At 57.7% G+C, this 19,295-nt stretch carries 16 protein-coding genes; 5 read left to right on the top strand and 11 right to left on the bottom strand.

The features are described 5' to 3' along the window. Positions 1–247: 247 nt before the first annotated feature. From VGK48_04120 to VGK48_04100, 5 genes are all read right to left on the bottom strand, one after another. On the bottom strand, positions 248–1,846 hold the full coding sequence (locus tag VGK48_04120) for a M2 family metallopeptidase (protein HEY2380350.1): 1,599 nt from the start codon (positions 1,844–1,846) through the stop codon (positions 248–250). Next, positions 1,843–2,166 (bottom strand): Dabb family protein, encoded by a 324-nt coding sequence (locus VGK48_04115; GenBank protein ID HEY2380349.1) that lies wholly within the window; start codon positions 2,164–2,166, stop codon positions 1,843–1,845. The genes VGK48_04120 and VGK48_04115 overlap by 4 nt, the downstream gene beginning before the upstream one ends. Beyond that, positions 2,163–3,056, bottom strand: coding sequence for a 2-hydroxy-3-oxopropionate reductase (locus tag VGK48_04110; protein ID HEY2380348.1), 894 nt, complete (start codon positions 3,054–3,056; stop codon positions 2,163–2,165). Before VGK48_04110 ends, VGK48_04115 begins: the two co-directional genes overlap by 4 nt. 7 nt (positions 3,057–3,063) lie before the next feature. Continuing rightward, complete coding sequence (gene acs, locus VGK48_04105; GenBank protein ID HEY2380347.1) at positions 3,064–5,013, bottom strand: acetate--CoA ligase; 1,950 nt, start codon at positions 5,011–5,013, stop codon at positions 3,064–3,066. A 92-nt stretch (positions 5,014–5,105) separates the two neighbouring features. Then, complete coding sequence (locus VGK48_04100; GenBank protein HEY2380346.1) at positions 5,106–5,375, bottom strand: ferredoxin family protein; 270 nt, start codon at positions 5,373–5,375, stop codon at positions 5,106–5,108. A 214-nt stretch (positions 5,376–5,589) separates the two neighbouring features. Between VGK48_04100 and VGK48_04095 the strand changes: the two genes are divergently transcribed. Further along, positions 5,590–6,405, top strand: coding sequence for a hypothetical protein (locus tag VGK48_04095; protein ID HEY2380345.1), 816 nt, complete (start codon positions 5,590–5,592; stop codon positions 6,403–6,405). A 105-nt stretch (positions 6,406–6,510) separates the two neighbouring features. Here VGK48_04095 and VGK48_04090 read toward each other — a convergent pair whose 3' ends face one another. After that, positions 6,511–7,971, bottom strand: a complete 1,461-nt coding sequence (locus VGK48_04090; GenBank protein ID HEY2380344.1) for a long-chain fatty acid--CoA ligase — start codon at positions 7,969–7,971, stop codon at positions 6,511–6,513. A gap of 125 nt (positions 7,972–8,096) precedes the next feature. Between VGK48_04090 and VGK48_04085 the strand changes: the two genes are divergently transcribed. Genes VGK48_04085 through VGK48_04075 form a run of 3 tightly spaced genes read left to right on the top strand, consistent with a single transcriptional unit; the run spans position 8,097 to position 14,177 of the window. Next, positions 8,097–8,603 carry a hypothetical protein gene (locus VGK48_04085; GenBank protein HEY2380343.1) on the top strand — a complete coding sequence of 169 codons (507 nt, stop codon included), beginning with the start codon at positions 8,097–8,099 and terminating at the stop codon, positions 8,601–8,603. A gap of 5 nt (positions 8,604–8,608) precedes the next feature. Then, positions 8,609–12,364: an IPT/TIG domain-containing protein gene (locus tag VGK48_04080; protein HEY2380342.1), complete on the top strand. Its 3,756-nt coding sequence runs from the start codon at positions 8,609–8,611 to the stop codon at positions 12,362–12,364. Next, complete coding sequence (locus tag VGK48_04075) at positions 12,354–14,177, top strand: S53 family peptidase (protein ID HEY2380341.1); 1,824 nt, start codon at positions 12,354–12,356, stop codon at positions 14,175–14,177. Before VGK48_04080 ends, VGK48_04075 begins: the two co-directional genes overlap by 11 nt. 92 nt (positions 14,178–14,269) lie before the next feature. On the opposite strand, the gene VGK48_04070 is transcribed toward VGK48_04075, so the two are convergent. Next, positions 14,270–14,710 carry a Spy/CpxP family protein refolding chaperone gene (locus VGK48_04070; GenBank protein HEY2380340.1) on the bottom strand — a complete coding sequence of 147 codons (441 nt, stop codon included), beginning with the start codon at positions 14,708–14,710 and terminating at the stop codon, positions 14,270–14,272. A gap of 165 nt (positions 14,711–14,875) precedes the next feature. On the opposite strand from VGK48_04070, the gene VGK48_04065 reads away from it, so the two are divergent. Then, a complete protein-coding gene (locus tag VGK48_04065) occupies positions 14,876–15,208 on the top strand; it encodes a hypothetical protein (GenBank protein ID HEY2380339.1) in 333 nt (110 codons plus the stop codon). A 64-nt stretch (positions 15,209–15,272) separates the two neighbouring features. Here the strand turns inward: VGK48_04065 and VGK48_04060 are convergent, their stop codons facing one another. The 4 genes from VGK48_04060 to VGK48_04045 form a co-directional block, all read right to left on the bottom strand. After that, positions 15,273–15,491 (bottom strand): hypothetical protein, encoded by a 219-nt coding sequence (locus VGK48_04060; protein ID HEY2380338.1) that lies wholly within the window; start codon positions 15,489–15,491, stop codon positions 15,273–15,275. A gap of 181 nt (positions 15,492–15,672) precedes the next feature. Further along, a complete protein-coding gene (locus tag VGK48_04055; protein HEY2380337.1) occupies positions 15,673–16,917 on the bottom strand; it encodes an aminotransferase class I/II-fold pyridoxal phosphate-dependent enzyme in 1,245 nt (414 codons plus the stop codon). Positions 16,918–16,973: 56 nt separating this feature from the next. Further along, positions 16,974–18,686 (bottom strand): TolC family protein, encoded by a 1,713-nt coding sequence (locus tag VGK48_04050; GenBank protein HEY2380336.1) that lies wholly within the window; start codon positions 18,684–18,686, stop codon positions 16,974–16,976. An 11-nt stretch (positions 18,687–18,697) separates the two neighbouring features. Continuing rightward, on the bottom strand, positions 18,698–19,295 hold a 598-nt coding region (locus VGK48_04045), incomplete at its 5' end, for an FtsX-like permease family protein (GenBank protein HEY2380335.1).

Raw genomic sequence — 19,295 nt, 5'->3', positions numbered from 1 at the left:
CCAGTGTGGATCGCGCCATCACTTACGCACAGAGAGCGCTGGACGAGTGCGGGAAGCTGAAGAACGGTCCCCCGCAACAGGGCTATACGGACAAGGACTGGAAGGCCTACGTCAGCCAGAACGAAGACCTGGCCAAGAATTACCTGAGTTACGCCAAGAGCCTCAAGAGATAACCAAAGCAAATTAGCCGCAGATGACGCAGATGGGCCCCATCTGTGTCATCCGCGTCATCTGCGGCTAATTTGCTTTACACGAATTGCCTGACGAAATGTTCCGGGTTCAGGTCCTCTCCCGTCGCCCGTTGAAGCATCGTGTTCCAGTCGTAGCGTGATCCCGGTTTGAAGACCTTCTCCACCAGATAGCCGCCTATTGGCGCATTTCCGGCGTAGCTTTCCGATTTAACCACGTTGCGGTGGATGTACTGGAGGAGTTGCGACGCCATCAGTTCCCCAAGGACGTAGTTCTGATAGTACACAGGAGACGTCGCCAGGTGGTTCTTCGACGCCCAGTCCGCCTGATCCCGGTTGGGCGGCGGTGTCACCTTCTGAAAACGCTCCACGTATTCCCACCACAGGCGATTGAGATTCTGGCCGCTATTTTTGTATAACTCCCGCTCGAATCGAACCAGCGTAATGGCCCAACGCAGGAATATCAGCATCTCGGAGCGAAGCGTTTTCTGCGCGCTGGCGCTCACGCGTTCTGCATCGGCGGTCGCCAGTCCGGCAATCTTTGTCAGCCATTCCGGGTTTTTCGACATCCGCCCGTTCAGCATGGCGATGGCTTCGGTCGTCAGGGTGTGCGCCGGCGGCCGCAGCAGGAAAGGAAGCGTCCGGTCGTTGTATTTGTCATACACGGCGTGCCCGAATTCATGAAGCATGGTGCTCATCCAGCGCTCGTTATTCCGGATATTGCACAGGACGCGAACGTCGCCTTCGTGGTCCATATCCATGCAGAATGCGTGCTGGGACTTGCCTTCGCGTTCGTATAGATCCGCTCGCCGCAGCAGATCGTCGATCTCAAGTCCGATGCTCCGGTAGTGGGCCCGGGTCAAGCCTTCGATGTCGGCGTTCTTGAAGACATCGTCGAGCGACTCCGCGCTGCCGGCGGACGGAAACTCCTGGAAGAATGGATCGCTGTATAACCAAGGGTATGTTTCCGATCCATTTACGCCATACTTCTGCTGAAGTTTGGCGTCGAGTTCCGTCTTCATCTCTGAAAAAGCCTGTTCGGACAGCCGCTCAAGCCGGTCGAACAGCGAGAACACCCACTTTTCGTCAAGCTCCTGCAACTCGAACATCATCGAGTAGTAATCGCCGTATCCGAGCTTTCTTGCTTCGCGGTTTCGAATCGAAATCAATTCCAGCAGTTGCGGCGCGGCTTCGTGGCCGACTTGTTTTGTGGCTTCCCAGGCGGCGCGGCGTCTCGAAATATCCGTTTCGCTCCGAAGGATTTCCCGGAGTTCGTTATCGGAAGCTTTGTCCCCTTCGAAGTTGGCGCGGAAGGTGTTGAACAGGTTCTCGATCTGCGTTTCGCGTTCCACGATGTCGCGCAAGACATCCGGTTCGATCTGGTTCGGAACGAACGTGTCGTAAATCAACTTGAACTGGCGCGCTGTGAGTTCGTCGAGTTGAACCGCTGAGCTCTTCCACTGCTTCAGTTGTTGAAACTCTTCCCGATTGTTGTAGACCTTGAGATAGCGTTCCTTGGCCTCCACCAGGGCCGCTTCAAGATTCCGGTTCGTTCCTTCGAGTGAAAGATTCCACATTTTGAGGCTGTAGTCCTTGTGCAAAGGCACAAGAATCGCTTCGTGGCGTTCAATGTATGTACGGATATCCGAGGTAATCATTGGCTTGGCAGAGAGACGAAATCCATCACTTTGATGCTGCTGACGCGCTTTCGAATCTCCTGGGCAATCGCGACATGGCCGGGGTCCTGCTGGTAAATATAAAGCGCGTCTTCGTTCTCAAATTCCATGGTGAGAGCCCACTCGAATTCCGGCGACATCCGCGGCCTGTACCATTCTTCGCGCGGTTCCAGAAGTTTTCCGAGCGCGAGCCGGGTGACGACCCGAATGCGCGAAAGGCCATGGATCTGGTCAAACAGCCATTCGCGATCGGCCGGTTCCAGGTCCGTCTTCAGATTGAAAAAAACCAGGTGGCGGATCATGGCTTCCTTCGGACCTGAACTTCGGCGAGGTCCTCAAAAAGAGTAATCACCCCGGAATGATCGAAACCACCCCGGCCACGAACCCGAAGCGCGGCGAAGAACTGCTCGACAAGCGCGGCGGTCGGGATCGGCACGCCGATGGAGCGCGCCGCGTCCTGGATCAGGCTGAGATCCTTGGCATGAAGATCCACTTTGAAGCCGGGGGCAAAATCGCCGTTCAGAATCTTCTCCGATTTCTGGTCGAGGCATTTGCTCCCGGCCAGGCCGCCGGACAATGCGCGAATCATTTTTTGCGGATCGACTCCCGCTTTGGCGCCGAACACCAGCGCTTCGCCGATCGCGGTCAGATTGATCGCGACAATGATCTGATTCGCAAGCTTGGTGAATCCGCCGGCGCCGAGCGGTCCCATATGAGTGATGGTTTTTCCCATCGCGTTGAAGATCGGCAGAGCGCGCTCGAAGTCCTGAGGTTCTCCTCCCGCCATTATCGACAAAGCGCCGTCAATGGCGCCTTTTTCACCGCCGCTCACCGGAGCGTCGACCATGGCAACGCCTGCTGCGGCCATTTCCTTGGCGACCTTTTGAGAGACGATCGGATTGATCGTGCTCATGTCGATCAGAAGCTGCCCGCGTTTGGCGCCTTCTTTGATGCCGCCGGGGCCAAGCGCGACGAGCTCCACATCGGGAGAATTGGGCAACATGGTGACGATGACGTCGCTGTTCGAAGCGGCTTCCTTCGCCGAATTCGCTCCGCTGGCGCCTTCTTTGACGAGTTCGTCGACTTTGGCGCGGCTGCGGTTATGAACGACCAACGGAAAGCCCGCTTTAAGAAGGTTCTTCGCCATGGGTTTCCCCATGATGCCCAGCCCGATAAATCCGATCCGCGTCATCTGCGGCTCACTCTTCCTCTTCTCTCAATTTCGCCAGTACCGAGAGGTCTTCCAGCGTGGTGGTATCTCCAACGGTCGTTATGCCCGACGCCAGATCCCGGAGCAACCGGCGCATGATCTTGCCGCTGCGCGTTTTCGGGAGTGCATCGGTGAAGCGGATTTCGTCGGGTTTCGCAAAGCTGCCGATCATTTTGGCGACATGGGATTTCAGATCGTCTTTGAGCGCCGGCTGAGCGTTGTATCCGGCCGCGAGTGTGACGAATGCAACGATACCTTGTCCCTTGAGGTCGTCCGGCCGTCCGACAACGGCGGCTTCTGCTACGGTCGGATGGCTGACCAGAGAGCTTTCGACCTCCATCGTTCCGATCCGGTGGCCCGAAACATTGATCACATCGTCGATGCGGCCCATGATCCAGTAGTAGCCGTCTTCGTCCCGCCTCGCCCCGTCTCCAGTGAAATACATGCCTGGAATTTCGCTCCAGTACTGCTTCTGATACCGTTCCGGATCGCCGTAGATCGTACGCAGCATCGCAGGCCAGGGCCGCTTGATCACCAGAAATCCACCCTGGTTGGCGCCTACGGAGCGGCCCTGCCGGTCGACCACATCGATCGAGATGCCGGGCAGCGGACGCGTCGCGGAGCCGGGTTTGGTGGGGACAGCGCCCGGCACGGGGGCGATCATCATGGCGCCGGTTTCGGTCTGCCACCAGGTATCCACGATCGGACAGCGATCGCCGCCAATATGCTTCCGGTACCACATCCAGGCCTCCGGATTGATCGGTTCTCCGACGGTCCCGAGCACGCGAAGGCTGGACAAGTCGTGTTTTGCCGGCCAATCGTTGCCCCACTTAATAAATGCGCGGATGGCGGTCGGCGCCGTATAGAAGATGTTGACCTTGTATTTCTCGATGATCTCCCAGAATCGATCCGCTTGCGGGTAATTCGGGGCGCCCTCGTACATGAGCGAGGTGGCGCCGTTCAGCAGCGGGCCGTAAACGATGTAGCTGTGTCCCGTGACCCAGCCGATATCGGCCGTGCACCAGTAGGTATCCTCTTCCTTCAGGTCAAAAACCCATTTCGTGGTGATGTAAGCGCCGGTCATATATCCGCCGGTCGTATGAACCACGCCTTTGGGCTTTCCTGTAGTGCCGCTCGTGTACAGCATGAAAAGCGGCTGCTCGGAATCGAGATGTTCCGCAGGACATTCGCCCGATGCGGTTGCCATCAAGTCATGCCACCAGAGGTCGCGGCCTGCGGCCATGTTGATCGGCTCGCCCGTGCGTTTGTACACGACCACCGATTTGATGGATGGAGCGTTGGTCAACGCATCGTCGACGTTCTTTTTCAGGGGGACGAGACTTCCGCGGCGGTAGGCGCCGTCGGCCGTGATCAGAATTTTCGATTGGGAATCATTGATGCGATCGCGCAGCGCCTCCGCGCTGAAGCCGCCGAACACCACGTTATGCGTAATGCCCAGCCGGGCGCAGGCAAGCATCGCGATCGCAAGCTCCGGCACCATCCCCATGTAGATCGTGGCGCGATCACCCTTTTCGATCCCTAGAGACTTCAGCACATTCGCGAAGCGGCACACTTCGTAGTGCAGCATCTGATAGGTGAGAGCGCGGACATCGCCGGGTTCGCCTTCCCAGATGATGGCGGCTTTGTTTTTTCGCGCCGTGCTCAGATGACGGTCGATGCAGTTGTACGCGATATTCGTCTGTCCGCCGAGAAACCACTTGGAAAACGGCACGCTCCATTCCAGAACCTTCGTCCAGGGCTTGAACCACTGCATTTCCGCGGCGATTCCGGCCCAGAATCCTTCCGGATCCTCCGAAGCCTGCTTCGAAAGGGCGTCGTAGACTTCTGCGCTGTGGATGTGTGCGTGTTTCGCGAATTCCGGGCTGGGAGGGAAAACGCGTTGTTCCTTGAGCAGGGACTCGATATTCGTCTCGGACATAACGTCGTTTTTAGCCACAAAAGGCAGAAAATACTATGGGGGACGAGCTTGCGGCTCGTCCCCCAGCTATTTTGTGCTCTGCGTGGTAAGTCTTACTTCCTGGCGATGCCGTAATGCTCGTAGTTCATGGCGATGTAGTTCTGCCACTGTTCCGGGACGTTATCTTCCGGGAAGATAGCGGTCACGGGGCAAGCCGGCTCACAAGCACCACAATCGATGCATTCTTCGGGATGAATGTAAAGCAACGTGGCTGCCTCGAATTCCGCCTCGTCCTTCTTCGGATGGATGCAGTCCACCGGGCATGCGTCGACGCAGGCCGTATCCTTCGTGCCAACGCAGGGTTCGCAAATGATGTATGCCATAGAATCTCCTTGTGGTGTGTTAATGCCGGAAACTAAAAATAAAGCAGAAATTATACATTGCACTCAAGTGAAATCAACCGCCTCAAAGCGGAATTACCGGTTATCGCACGGAATCTCGGGTGCACTGTCCGGCATTTCCTTTTCTACTAATCTCGCACAATCCAGCGTGTTCGTGGTGGCAATTCCGTTGCTCAGGTTAACCTGAGAGGTTGGCATGGTCGCGAAGCTGAAAATCTTGCGGTGGTTGGGAATCATCTGCTTTACCTTCATTTTTGCCGTTACCGCGCACGCCCGGCAGGGCGCAACGGGGTTTCTGGGGTTTGGTCCGAACAGCTGCGTCTTGAATTACGTTACCGGAGCCACTCACATCCAGCGCTTCAACATCTGCACTGGCCAGCCGCTTCCGGACCTGGATCTGGCGCAGCTCCCCGACCCCCACGGCATTCAACAACTCCAATCGCTCCCCGACGGGGGAATTCTGGTTTCGAACGTGAGCGTCATTGCGCGTTACGACCGCAACGGAACTCTGACCCGGATTTATGACAAGCCGGGAGAAGATTGCTGGTCCGGCCTCGCGCTCGAACCCGACGGCAGCGCTTTCTGGGCCGCGAGCTCCTGCCATGCGGACGTGACGAGATTCGTCCTCACCCTCGATCCTCATATGTTCGGCGGTGGAAGTGAGTTTTCGTCTGCCGGCTTCCAGGCGAACTTCGGAGTGGATCTGCACTGTAATGCAGCGATTCAGCCGAATTACCTGCAGGTGATCTGGGGGAACGGAACCTCTAACACCTTTTACATGACAAGCATGGCGTCCGCTTCCTGCACCGGTTCGCCTTTCAACACGCATAGCGGAACAGGCATCGGCACAATCAACGGCCAGGCCGGCGCTTCGGCACAGTGGACCCTTGTGGACAATGGCCAGCCGGGCGTCAATAACGATTCGGCACAGATTGTCATCAAGGACGCTTCAGGACAGACGGTCCTGAGCATTTCGGGAAAACTTATATCGGGCAGCCTGATCGCGAATTAAGAACTATCTTAAGTTGCATCATTTCGACGTTGCTTCATTTCTTCATATGAAGAAATGAAGCAACGTCGAAATGATGCAATGATCCAATGTTCTTCCCACATTCCTTTACGCCTTCGCCGAAAGCATCCGCTTCAGGACTTTTCCGGTCGGCGTTCGCGGCAGGTCGGTGACGATATCGAAATGTTTCGGAATCTTGTAGTTTGCGAGACATTCCCGGCAGAAAGCACGCAACTCTTTCTCATCCACCGTCACGCCCTCATGGGCGATGACAAAGGCTTTCGGTACCTCACCGCGAACTTCATCCGAGACGCCAATCACCGCGACCTCTTTTACCTTGGGATGCAGTGAAAGCGCTTCCTCGATCTCGCGTGGATAAATGTTTTCACCCGCGGAGATGATGAGGTCCTTCTTACGCCCCGTGATGGTGATGAATCCTTCGTCGTCTATCTTGCCGAGATCGCCGGTGTGCAGCCAGCCGTCCGAAATCGTTTTTGCCGTCTCTTCCGGCTGCCGGTGATAACCGCTCATCACATTCCGTCCCCGGACCATGATTTCGCCGACCTCTCCAGCTCGAAGCACCCGTTTCTGATCGTCCCAGATCGCCACTTCCACACCCGGAAGCGCCTGGCCGATAGTGCCCGGTTTGCGGGAGCCGGGCCGGTTCAGGGTAACCACCGGCGCCGCTTCTGTCTGTCCGTAACCCTCAAATATAGGAACGTTAAAGCGCTTCTCGAACGCCTCGAGGATCGCCATGGGGAGGGGCTCGCCGCCCGAAATCGGAAAACGGATAGAAGACACGTCAAACGCGCCTTCCGACGCTGCCAGAACGCGATACATCGAGGGGATGGCAAGGAAGACGCTGATCCGGTGTTCCTGAATGAGGCCCAGAACCTTCGCCGGCTGAAATCGATCGATCAGAACCATTTTGCTTCCATTCAGCAGAGGAAGCAGCACGGTCCCCGTGATCGCGTAAGTGTGGAAAAAAGGAAGAAGGCACAGAAAGGCATCCCGGTGATCGAACTCCCCTGCTTTCCTGCACGATTCCACGTTCGAGATCAGGTTATCGTGGGTCAGCACAACGCCTTTTGGCCTTCCTGTCGTGCCTGAAGTGTAGAGATACAGCGCAGGATCCCGATATGTCCCGGGCGCATCCGCTTCTTGCGGCGCCAGGAAGCCGGGATCGTCGGCCATCAGAATCACGCCGCGGTCGCCGAACAGCGGCTTGACCGCCGCCAGCGCCTGGCTGAAGAACTGCGACGATACCAACCCGGACATGCCCGAATCTTTAATGATGAAGCCCAGGTCCTGCGGAGGCAGCAGGTAATTCAAAGGTACCGCCGTTTTTCCCGCTTTCCAGATGGCGAGCATCGTGGCGACGTACTTTTGAGAATTCAGCAGAAGGATACCGACGGTGTCGCCCTTTACTTTTTCTTGCAAGGTGGCGGCAATGCGATCCACCTCTCCGGACAACTCGGCGAATGTCCACCGCTTTGTATCCTCCACGACCGCGGTCGCGGAAGGATTCGACTTTGCCGCGCGCTCAAAAACTTCAGGCAGATAGGCCATTTCGAACAACTCCACGTTACATTCAGATTACAAAAATGAATGCGGAGTATACCATCGCTCGCCAGCGACAATTTTTACAACTTTCCATGCGACAATCCGGTAGGTTGGAGGTCTTAATACGGGCGATGAAGAAACACGTATTCCTGTTTTGTGCCGCAATCTTCGCCGGACTGGCACCCCTATATGCCACGTCCGTCCAGCGTCTCAGCTTTGATGACCTGGTAGCGAAGGCACAGTCTATCGTTGAAGGAAGTGTCGTTGCGGCACAGACTTACAGGTCGCAGGATGGAAAGCTGATCTTCACAAACTACACCATCCAGGTTGAAGAAAGCCTCAAAGGTCCAAATAAAAAAACCGTTATTTTGACGACCATTGGCGGCCGGATCGGCAATACCGTCCTTCAGGTATCCGGGATGCCCGTGTTTCAAACCGGCGAAAAAGCTGTTCTGTTTCTCGAACAGGCAGGCGCCTACACCACAGTTGTTGGTTTGAATCAGGGAAAATTCAGCGTTTCGAACGGCCAGATTTCAAATAGTGTCGCAGGCCTCTCATTCTCCGGCGGCGTCGGCGGCCCCGTAAGAATGTCTTTCGACGAATTTAAACGGCAAGTCCAGGTTCGTCTCAGCCGGTAAGTATTTTGAAGAAGTATTTCATCTTTCTACTCGTCGTAAGCTCGTTCGCCGGCCGCGCAACCGCATACACGCTCGTCCAGTCGACAACCGGGAATGTACCGAACTGGCTCTCGATGCCGATCCAGTTCTGGATCAATCAGTCGGGTTCGCCGCAGATCTCGAACGGCAGCGAATTCCAGGCGGTTCAGGCCGCCTTTCAGACCTGGCAGAACGTTTCCATTGCGAATGTTTCGTTTCAATACATGGGAACGACAGCGGTCCCGACCGTCGGGCAGGACGGCTTGAGTGTGGTCACATTCGTCGATAGTTCGGTCCCGATCGGATTGGAAACGGTCGCTGCTGAATTTTCCTTTTACACAATCGACGGTACGGGAAATGCCACGATGCAGGAAGCCGATATTGCGTTGAGCACCTCGCTCAATTTTTCAACCAGTGCAGAGGCGGGCAAATACGACATCCAATCCGTCGTAACGCATGAAGTCGGGCATCTGCTCGGGCTCGATCATTCGGCGCTCCTTTCCTCCGTGATGTCTCCCTACCCCGCTCCGGGCCAGTTGGATCAGCGGACGCTCAGTTATGACGACATGGCAGGCCTTTCCGAGTTCTACTCTCAAAGCTCGGATTTTTCGACGCTCGGCGCTATTGGCGGAATCGTGACGCTGGGAGGCAATGGTGTTTTCGGCGCGCACGTCGTTGCCGTGGATTCGAACGGCACTCCCGTTGCTTCGGTTATTTCCAATTCAGACGGAAGCTATGAGATCGATTTTCTACCTCCGGGAACCTACAAGGTATATGCGGAACCGTTGGATGGACCCGTCACGGAACAGAACATTGGCGGAACAAGTACATCGTTCTATACCGGCCTGCAAACGAACTTCGGCACAACCTATTTCGGCGACGTTTCCAGCCTGACTGGCGCAAACTCCATTCTGCTTACGGCCGGCCGTTTCGTAAGCGCGGGCAATATCCACGTTCTGGCGGCGGGCGGTCCAAACCTGACGGCTCCTGCCAATTATGCAGTGCACATACCGGCAGGCGGCCAGGCTACGCTGACGGTCGGCGGATCCGGCATCGTCGTCGGTGATTCGTTTTCCGCGTCGAATTCCGGAATCACGCTTGGCACTCCCGTCTTCGGCGGCGGCATTTCCTCGACTGCTCCCAGCAGCGCTCAAATCCCGATCTCTCTTTCGGCATCCACCGCTCTCGGACCGAAAAACATTACCGTATCGGGAAGTGGGGGGACGAGCGTCCTGAGCGGCGGCATTGTGATCGTGAATCCCGTGCCGTCAAACATCCAGGCCGCTCCGACCAGTGGGACCGTGAACGGCGGAACCGGCGTCTCCATCACAGGGCAAAACTTCAGGTCCGGCGCCCAGGTCTATTTCGGCGGTCTCGCCGCATCGAACGTGCAGGTGGTGGATTCGACGACGATTCAGGCTGTCACGCCCGTGAATGCCGCGGGACCTGCAAACGTTGTTGTGGTCAACTCCGACGGTACATGGGGAGTGGAGACAAGCGCATTTACGTACTCAACACTGCCCCCGCAGATCAGCAGCGTATCGCCGATGAGCGGTCCGCCAGCGACCATTGTCGTCATTAGCGGTTCGGAATTCAGTTCGCGGCTTTCCGATGTCAGCGTCCGCTTCAATGGAGCGGCCGGCAATGTGGTCAGCACCAGCCGCACGAGCGTCACCGCCCTCGTTCCGTTCAACGCAACGACGGGCCCGATCACTCTAAGCGTCGCAGGCCAGAGCGTGACAGGACCAGCCTTTACCGTCACGACACCGGCCACGAGTACAAACCTGGCGCAGACGACAGGGCAATTCATCGATGCGAGCGCCGGGACCGCTTTGACGTTCAGCAATAACGATGACGCCGGTGTCCTCACGACGATTCCTTTCTCCTTTACGCTCTTCAGCAAAACCTACGAGGCCGGATCGCAGATTGCTGTTTCGACGAATGGCTGGATCAGCCTGGATGCGTTCACGCAGCCCCAATTCCAGAGTGGATCGCTGCCAGGCAGCGCATTGCCGCCAGCCTTGATTGCTCCGTTCTTCACCGATCTCTTTCTGCCGGGCGGCGCAAACGTCTTCGTGCGGACTGCCGGCGCCTCGCCCAACCGGCAGTTTGTCGTGGAATGGATGAACGCCGGGATTCTGGATTCGCAGGGAAACGATCTCGGCTCGTCGGTAACTTTTGAAGCGATCCTGTTTGAAGGCAGCAACGATATTCAGTTCATCTACAGCTCGATGAATGGTTCGAAATCCGACGGGTCCAGCGCAACCATCGGCATACAGGATTCTTCCCGGACTCAGGGCGTTCTGACCGGATACAACCAATCTGTCGTCTCGCCCGGCACCGTCTTTTCATACCACTTCGTCAACGGCGCTTACACCGCAGGCTTGCCTGCTATGCCAATCGATAACCAGTACACGATTCCAAACCTGGGCGGAATATCGCTCATCACCGATGGAGCCGGTACGAGCGCATCAACCGGTTTCGCGACGATCCTGCCCAGCATCGGCAATACCAGTCCGTCCGGCGTATCGATATTCAGCTACAAGCCATTCGGCATTGTTGTCAGCGAAGCGGGCGTTCCGGCCGCTGCTCCGTTGCTCAACGGACGAATCTACGCCGAGGCTAACGGCCCGGTAAATACAGGTCTGGCCATCGCAAATCCTAATAACCAGGCCGCCACCATTTCGTATTACTTTACCGATACCACCGGAACGGATTCTCACAACGGCACGCTGACGGTTCCGGCGAACGGCCACGTTTCCGAATTCCTGAACGATCCGTCGCTCACGGGCGTAACCAGTTTCCAGGGCACTTTCACGTTCAGCTCGAACGTGCCGGTCGGCGTGATTGCCCTCCGTGAAAACGTGAACCAGCGTGGCGAATATCTGATGAGCACGCTGCCCGTGACGGATCTCTCCGCGGCTACCGCGGCTACCTGGAACACCACAGCTCTGCTGCCACACTTCGCCGACGGTGGCGGATGGATAACGCAAGTCATTCTTGTCAATCCGACGAACTCGACGATAAGCGGCATTATCACCTTCGTCACGCCCGCGGGCCAGACGATCGGCACCACTTCATTTTCGATCCCCCAGCACAGCTCCTTTAAACAGGTGACACCGAATACTTCGCCAACACTGCAGTCGGGTTCCATCCAGATCACTCCGAGCAACGGAAGTACGACGCCCGCATCCGTGGCGATCTTTTCGGACAGCAACGGCGGCGGCGTAACGGAATCCGAGGCGTCGGTGCTGCCGACGACCGGGACTGCGCTGCGCATGTATGTCGAAGGATCGGGTGTGCCGGGCGCTATCGGCAGTATCAACAGCGGCGTCGCCCTGGCAAATACGAGCGGCAGCACTGTCACCGTGACTTACAGCCTGACCGACTTGACCGGAAAGCCATTGGCAACAAGGTCCGCCGACTTGCCCGCGAACGGGCAGTCCGCTCAATTCATAACGGATATTTTCCAGGGTCTCACTTTGCCCGTCAAAGGCGTGCTGCGTGTCAGCACGAGCAGTTCGGCGGTTTCCGTTCTCGCCCTGCGCGGGCGGTACAACGAACGCGGTGAGTTCCTGATGAGCACCACACCGCCGACAAACGAGGGCGCGACACCTCCGGCCTCGTCACTGATATTCGCTCAGATTGCGAATGGCGGCGGATTCACCACACAGTTCGTCCTGTTCAGCGGCACCGCGAACCAGACGGCCAGCGGCGATCTTCATTTAACTTATGCGAACTAAGTCTCTTTTGGTTCTGATGCTCGTGGCCGGCGGCGCCTTCCGGCAGTCGCCGTTGCCCGTGCCGATTCACGGACACCTCCATCCGCTGGCCCAGCGGCGCTTCGATCGCGGGCGCGTGAACGAACTCTTTCAATTGAATCATGTGACGATGATGTTCAAGCCTACCGCGGTTCAACAGGCGGCGTTGAATACACTGCTCGAACAGCAGCAGGATCCGTCGTCGCCCAACTATCATCAGTGGCTGACACCCGAACAGTTCGCGGACCGTTTCGCTATGACCACGGCGGAATTCGAAAAAGCCACGGCATGGCTGCAGGACCAGGGCTTCACTATTGATGATCGCGCGCCAAGCCGCAATTGGATCGCGTTTACAGGCTCAGCCGGCCTGATGCAAAGAGCTTTCAACGTTCAAATTCACGAATTCGTGGTGAGTGGAAAGATGCATTACGCGCCGGTTAACGAACCCTCGGTCCCGGCGCAATTTGCCGGCCGCGTGCTGGGATTCCGGTCATTGCATAACTTCCGGCCGAAATCGCGATTGGTCAAAGGGCGGTTCACCTCCAGCCTTACAGGCAACCATTTCATTGCGCCCGACGACTGGGCAACCATCTATGACGTCCAAAGCGTCTATAACAGCGGCATCAATGGAGCAGGCCAGAAGATTGCAATCGTGGGAGTGAGTGATTTTGAGATCGGAGACATCACCTCATTTCGAACGGCTTCGGGCCTCCCGGCGAACGATCCTCAGACCATAGTGATTCCGGGCGCGACCGATCCTGGAATCACCGAGGATGTCGACGAGGCATCGCTGGACGTCGAGTGGGCCGGCGCGGTCGCGCGCAATGCGAACATCATTTTTGTCGTGAACTCGGCGGATCCGTTTGATTCATTGCAATATGCCATCGCTCAGAATCTCGCACCGGTGATGAGCGTCAGTTACGGCCAGTGTGAACCGCAATGGGATCCGGCCGATCAGAGTTCGCTGGTCGCGATGACACAGCAGGCCAATGCGCAGGGCATCACGATCGCGGTTGCCGCCGGTGACAGTGGGGCAGCGGACTGCGATCTGGATATACCGGCGTCACTCGGGCTTACGGTCGATCTTCCTGCCGGGCTGCCCTACGTTACAGCGATGGGCGGCACCGAACTGGACGAAGCGGGCAGCGTCTGGAGCACGGCCCAGACTTTCGGAAACTTTTTCGGAAAGGGGTCGGCGCCCGTGTACTGGTCGAGCGCGAACAACAGTAAGAATGGCTCGGCACTTTCCTACATTCCGGAGATCGCCTGGAACGATACGCTTTTCGACGGAGCCCCTGTGGCAACCGGAGGCGGGAAGAGTTCGATTTTTCCGAAGCCTTCATGGCAGGTGGCGCCGGGCGTCCCGAATGACAACGCGCGGGACGTGCCCGATATTTCCTTCACCGCCTCCGCCGACTATGACGGTTATCTGGCGTGCATCCAAGGAAGTTGCGTCAATGGGTATCGCGGCTCGGACAACGGTTTGGTAACGGTTGGAGGAACGTCCGCCGATGCCCCCACCTTTGCCGCAGTCGTCGCGCTCATCAATCAGATGACCGGTCAGCGTCAGGGCAATGTGAATTCGACGCTATACCGGCTTGCGGTCACCAACAGAACCGTGTTTCACGACATTTTGCAAGGCGGCAACCAGATTCCATGCCGTGCCGGAACGCCGAATTGTCTGGCATCCGGATTCGTGGGGTATACGGCCGCTCCCGGATACGACCTCGCAACCGGCCTGGGATCCGTGGACGTGGGGAAGCTTCTTCAGGCCTGGCCGAAAAACCAGCCTTAGCCAAGGCAGGGGATCTCATTGCATCATTAGATGTTTCTGCAGTTCTAAATTTGAAATGCAGAAACTTCCAATGATGCAATGTTGCAATAGTCTTATTGTCCCCGCGGTCCCCGTCCCTGTCTCCCCAGGTCCAACAGCGACTGTCCTCTGCCTCCGCCGGCGGCCTGGATCGTGTCGAGCTTTTGCAACTGCTCCGTGGTCAGCTGTTGCTTCACCTGATTGAGTAGGGCCGTTTCGTCCGCCTTCTGCTTCGCTTCGGCCGTATGCAGCGCGATCGCGGCATTTCCTATGTCCTGCGCCACCGGCGAAGCCGTGCTGACCAATGTATTGAAGGTCTGCCGGTCCTGTCTGATGGCCGCCTGATCCGCCTGCAATGTCGGTTGAGCATTCTGGACGATGGACTTAATGGCCGAGACCTGTGCGTCCGTCAAACCCAGGGCATTCTTGAGCCCGTTGCCAGGATTTCCCCGCTGCGCAAATGCGCCAGCCGAGAGCGTTAAAATCGCCACTGTCACGCAAAGTATTCGTTTCATTCCTTACACTCCTCGTCTAAATCCCTCATTAAACACAATAGACAGAGTACGCATAAAAAAGGAGTTAAAATATGTAAACAGAGCAACTTGCAAAGAAATGTAAAAAGCCGGCCAACCATTCAGCCCTTTACGTTCCCGGGCGGTCTATTAATGCGGGAGGCGAAGGTGAAGTCTGAAACCGCGGACAATGTTCTGTCCTTTTTTGTGGGAAACCGCGTGCGCATCCGACGAAGCTGTCGATCCCCATATTCCGGCCGGTGGGGAGTGCTTTCCAGCGTCGATGTGCGCGACGACCGGGCGCCTTATCTTGTGTCTTTCGACGACGGAACGCAGTACCGCTATACGGCCGATGAAGTGGAGCTGGCCCGAACCCAGCCCCGGAACGGCCTGCTGGATAGAATTCTGGGCCGCGATTCGCAGGCTCGAACAACCTCTCCCAATCATACCCAACCCAGTATTAATCCTTCCGTTCCTTCCAGGTTCGGAACTCGCCAGTAATTGTTCCTCCCCAAGCCGGGCGCGTCCTCCCCAAGCGCGCCCGGCCATTTTTCTGTGTGGCGGCTCAGCTCTGAGCTTCGATCACCTGCATCCACTCGTCTTCCGGCACGTCCGCCACAACCTTCTCGAGCCGATCGCCCGGACTTAGACCAGGATCACTGAGGATCCGGGTGATCAATGGATGTTGATAATAGTTTGGATAGAGCAACATCAGTACCACGAACAGTAAGACGTCCTCATCTTTACTCAATCCGATCTTGGCCCAGGGCCTTGCCGCCCTCACCTTTTCGGCCGCTACCTTCGGCTGAATCGGAGGATCCGCGAGTTTGCACTTCTAATGCGCGGAGGAAAATCCCATGCTGTTGACTGCTGCTGGCTGCACTCTCAGCTGGATCTGCCCCGGACCTTTCGTGCGAGTCCATGGCCGTTCCTTATAGTACCCAAAACACGCAGATCGCAGGAATTTAGCGCTGTTTTACCTGCTCGCAGACAAGTCTGCCGATGCGTTCGACTTCCTGATCGGAAAGGGATTCGTAGACCGGCATCTGCACGGCGGTCATCGCCCTGGCGGCGCCGGGCGACGCAGGTCCTTTCCAGTCGAACAGTTTCATCGTGGTGCATTGGTCGACGTGCATGGGAGCGACGTCGACGCCGCGGCGGATGCAGCGCTTCACGAGATCGAGGTAGTCGGGCACGTAGGGGCAGTACTGATAGTAGACGTGCGCGCGTCCTTCGGGAACGCGCGGGATGGTGATGCCGGGCACGCCGCCCAACATCTCGTTGTAGACCTTCGCGTGGCGGCGCGTGCGCTCGATGAACTCCGGCAGGCGCTGGAGTCCCGCGAGGCCGATCGCGGCCTGCACGTTCGAGAACCTTCCGCGGTAATGCGCGGGGAAGGGATCCAGCCGTCCCACCTTTTCCCAAAGCTTCTCCTCCGGTTTCGAGCCGGTAAAGGACGCGGCGTACCACACCGGAAACACCGAAAACGTGAACACGCGCGGGCGGATGAAGGTGTGCTGCCACCAGCCGGTGCGCAGGATGCCTTCGATGCGCTTCCCCGCCGGCCACTCTTCGGCCTCCGCAAACTCCCATACCTTCTTCGCGATGTCCGCGTCGCGCACCCAGGCGAGCCCGCCGCCGTAAGTGTTGAGCGGCTTGAATCCCTGGAAGCTGAAGAAGCTGCCGTCGCCTGAGGTGCCCACCGGCCTGCCGTTGTACGTCGCGCCGAGCGAATGCGCGCAATCCTCGATCACCTTCAGGTTGTGCTTCTTCGCGAGTTCCATGAGCGGCGCCATGTCGCACGACATCCCGTAGAGATGGGTGGGGAGGATTGCGCGGGTATTCGGCGTGATAGCGCGCTCCGCCGCCTTCGGGTCCATGGTGAAGGTGTGCGGATCGATGTCGGCAAACACCGGCTTCAGACCCACGGCACGCGTGATTTCAGGTACCACCCAGAAAGTGAGCGCCGGCACGATGATCTCGGACCCGGCCGGGATGTCGAGCGCCTTCAGAATGAAGTAGAGCGCCATCCGCCCGTATTCGGTGGACACCGCGCGGACGTGGCCGCGGCCGCCAAGTACGCGGAGAAACTCGTGTTCGAATTCCGCGATGTGCGGTCCCTGGACCAGTTGTTTCTTGTTGCGGCACTCCGCGATGATCTCCGAAGTGTTCGGGACCACCCGCATGCCGAACCGGCAGATCGCAGCCATCGTCTATCGTCTCCCATTGGGTAAAAAATCCAAACCAATGTTCCCTGGCCGGTGCGCTATTTCGCCGTCGTCCCCGCCGGGCCGAGCGTCTTGTCGATCTCAATGTTGTTCCTCTTGAGCGTCATGCCGGTCGCGTGATCGAGATCCACCAGCGCTTTGGTGTAGTTTACCAAGGCCTGCAGTTCATCCGTCTGGGCCTGAGCCACATTCCGCTGTTCTTCGAGCACAAAGCGAATCGTGGATGCGCCCAGATCGAACTTCTTCTGCTCGGCATCCAGCCGGCGCTCCGCCAGTTCCCTCGCCGTGGTCGCCGCTTCGATCTGCGCCTTGTTCATCTGCACCTGCGTCAGCGCGTTCCGCACATCCAAGGCGATCTGCTGCGCCTGCGCCGTCAGCTTCTGCTCGCTCGTTCTCTGGTCCGTCAGCGCCCGCGAGTGATCTCCCTGCGCCGCCCTGTTCGACAGCGGAATCTGGATCGAGAAGCCCGCCGCATATCCCTGGTAATTGAAATTGAACGGCTGCGTGATCGCGGTACCAAGCCCGCCGACCAGCGACGGATTGATGGTTCCGGCGACATTCCCGAAGAACGGATTCGGCGCCGTCGAAAGCGTTCCCGCCGCGCTGTTCTGCGTGTATTGCGCGATGAAGTCCACCGTCGGCTTCAACTGGTTCTTCGTATACATCACGTCGATCTTCTTGTTCTCCAGATCCAGCTGGATCTGTTTCATCTCCGGCCGGTTTTCAAGCGCGATCTTGATCTCTTCCTCAACCGGCATGACGTCGGAGTCCATCGGCCGCCGTGCAGTTTCCAACGGCGTCAGGCGGGCCAGCACCGTTCCGGGATCGTTCTTGCTGGTGATGAGTTTCTTCACCGAATCCTGCGTCTGCCGTTCCGTATACGTGGAGGTGATCAACGCCAGGTTCCGGGTCGCGACGTCCGACTCGGCCTGAATCGCATCCACCGGAGCCATCGTTCCGATGCGGATCTGAATCTGGTTGTCGCTCAGCGTCTTCTTGGCGAGATCGACCGAGCGCTGCTTGACCTTGATGTCGTCCGCCGAGAACACCAGATCCCAGTAGGACTTTTCTCCGTTCGTGACAAGGTCGATCAACTGTTGCTCGAACTGCACGTGCGAAATCTTCTGGTTGTTCTGCGCGATGTGAAGCGCGTGCAGATTCACCGTGCGCCCGAAGTTTTGCATGAGGTGCTGCGTATACGAATACTGCATGGTTCCCTGCCAGGACGGATTCAACGTGACGAAGTTGCTGTTCGTCGAACTCCGCGCCATGGTCGCGTCGACGCCGACAATGCCGCCGTTCGTCAGAGTCTGTGCGAATCCAATGTTGTACGTACCCGACAGTGTGCTCGGATTGGCGGCGCCGGACAGGATGCTGATGCCGGGGGTGGTGTTCCGGTTCACGGTCGTCTTGATGTGGATCGACGGCTCGAACGGTCTGTAGTTGGTCAAAGCCGAGTACATCGACGACAGCGGCGATAGCCGGTCCACGCCGATGTCGAGATTATTCTGGAGTATCAGGTTGACGTATTCGCCCATCGTCAGCGGCAACTGGCCGTTCAGCGTGAGGTCGCCGAGCACCTGGGCCGTCGCCGCCGAGTCCGGCGCGGACGGGAAAACCAGCTGGGGCGACTTGTATCGCGCGAGAAAATCCTTAATGAAATTCCCGCTGATCTGGGCCTGCGCCGGCGCCGCTACGCCGGCGGTTACGAGAGCGATTAAAACTGTTACAACGATTCTCGATGCTTTCATTCCTGAGACTCCTATTCGTACCGCAGCGCTTCGATCGGATCCAATGCGGCCGCCTTGTGCGCCGGGTAGTAACCGAAGAAAATGCCGATCGCGGTTGCAAATGCAAACGAGACCAGAACCGATAAGGCCGACACCAGACTCGGCCATCCTAAAAAATGCGCGACGACGAGCGCAAGGGATCCGCCCATGACGACGCCGATCGAGCCGCCGACCAGGCTCAATACCAGCGACTCGGTCAGAAACTGCAGCCGGATATAGTTCGGCCGCGCGCCCACCGCCATGCGGATGCCGATTTCCCGGGTTCGTTCGGTGACCGACACCAGCATGATATTCATGATCCCGATCCCGCCGACCAGCAGGGAGATCGCCGCGATGCTGCCGAGCAGAACCGTCATCAGCGTCGTGATCTGCGCCGAGGTCTGCGCGATGTCCGTCATGTTCCGCACCATGAAATCATCCGTCTGCCCGGGCTGGATTTTGTGACGCTGGCGTAGGAGTTCCGTTACCTGTCGTTCCGTCACGGCGGAAGCGCCCTCGCTGATCGAGGAAATCATCACCTGGCTCACGGACGGACTCTGCTGGCCCAGCAGTTTCCTCTGTACGGTCGTG

This window comes from Terriglobia bacterium, from assembly GCA_036496425.1.
GTDB lineage: Bacteria > Acidobacteriota > Terriglobia > 20CM-2-55-15 > 20CM-2-55-15 > 20CM-2-55-15.
This window is presented reverse-complemented; position numbering and strand designations above follow the sequence as displayed.

Excerpts from the sequence above, each read along its gene's own strand:
- VGK48_04110 (HEY2380348.1), bottom strand. The coding sequence starts at position 3,056 with ATGACGCGGATCGGATTTATCGGGCTGGGCATCATGGGGAAACCCATG.
- VGK48_04100 (HEY2380346.1), bottom strand. The coding sequence starts at position 5,375 with ATGGCATACATCATTTGCGAACCCTGCGTTGGCACGAAGGATACGGCC.
- VGK48_04120 (HEY2380350.1), bottom strand. The coding sequence starts at position 1,846 with ATGATTACCTCGGATATCCGTACATACATTGAACGCCACGAAGCGATT.
- VGK48_04085 (HEY2380343.1), top strand. The coding sequence starts at position 8,097 with ATGAAGAAACACGTATTCCTGTTTTGTGCCGCAATCTTCGCCGGACTG.
- VGK48_04075 (HEY2380341.1), top strand. The coding sequence starts at position 12,354 with ATGCGAACTAAGTCTCTTTTGGTTCTGATGCTCGTGGCCGGCGGCGCC.
- VGK48_04070 (HEY2380340.1), bottom strand. The coding sequence starts at position 14,710 with ATGAAACGAATACTTTGCGTGACAGTGGCGATTTTAACGCTCTCGGCT.
- VGK48_04090 (HEY2380344.1), bottom strand. The coding sequence starts at position 7,971 with ATGGCCTATCTGCCTGAAGTTTTTGAGCGCGCGGCAAAGTCGAATCCT.
- VGK48_04115 (HEY2380349.1), bottom strand. The coding sequence starts at position 2,166 with ATGATCCGCCACCTGGTTTTTTTCAATCTGAAGACGGACCTGGAACCG.
- VGK48_04055 (HEY2380337.1), bottom strand. The coding sequence starts at position 16,917 with ATGGCTGCGATCTGCCGGTTCGGCATGCGGGTGGTCCCGAACACTTCG.
- VGK48_04095 (HEY2380345.1), top strand. The coding sequence starts at position 5,590 with ATGGTCGCGAAGCTGAAAATCTTGCGGTGGTTGGGAATCATCTGCTTT.
- VGK48_04050 (HEY2380336.1), bottom strand. The coding sequence starts at position 18,686 with ATGAAAGCATCGAGAATCGTTGTAACAGTTTTAATCGCTCTCGTAACC.
- acs (HEY2380347.1), bottom strand. The coding sequence starts at position 5,013 with ATGTCCGAGACGAATATCGAGTCCCTGCTCAAGGAACAACGCGTTTTC.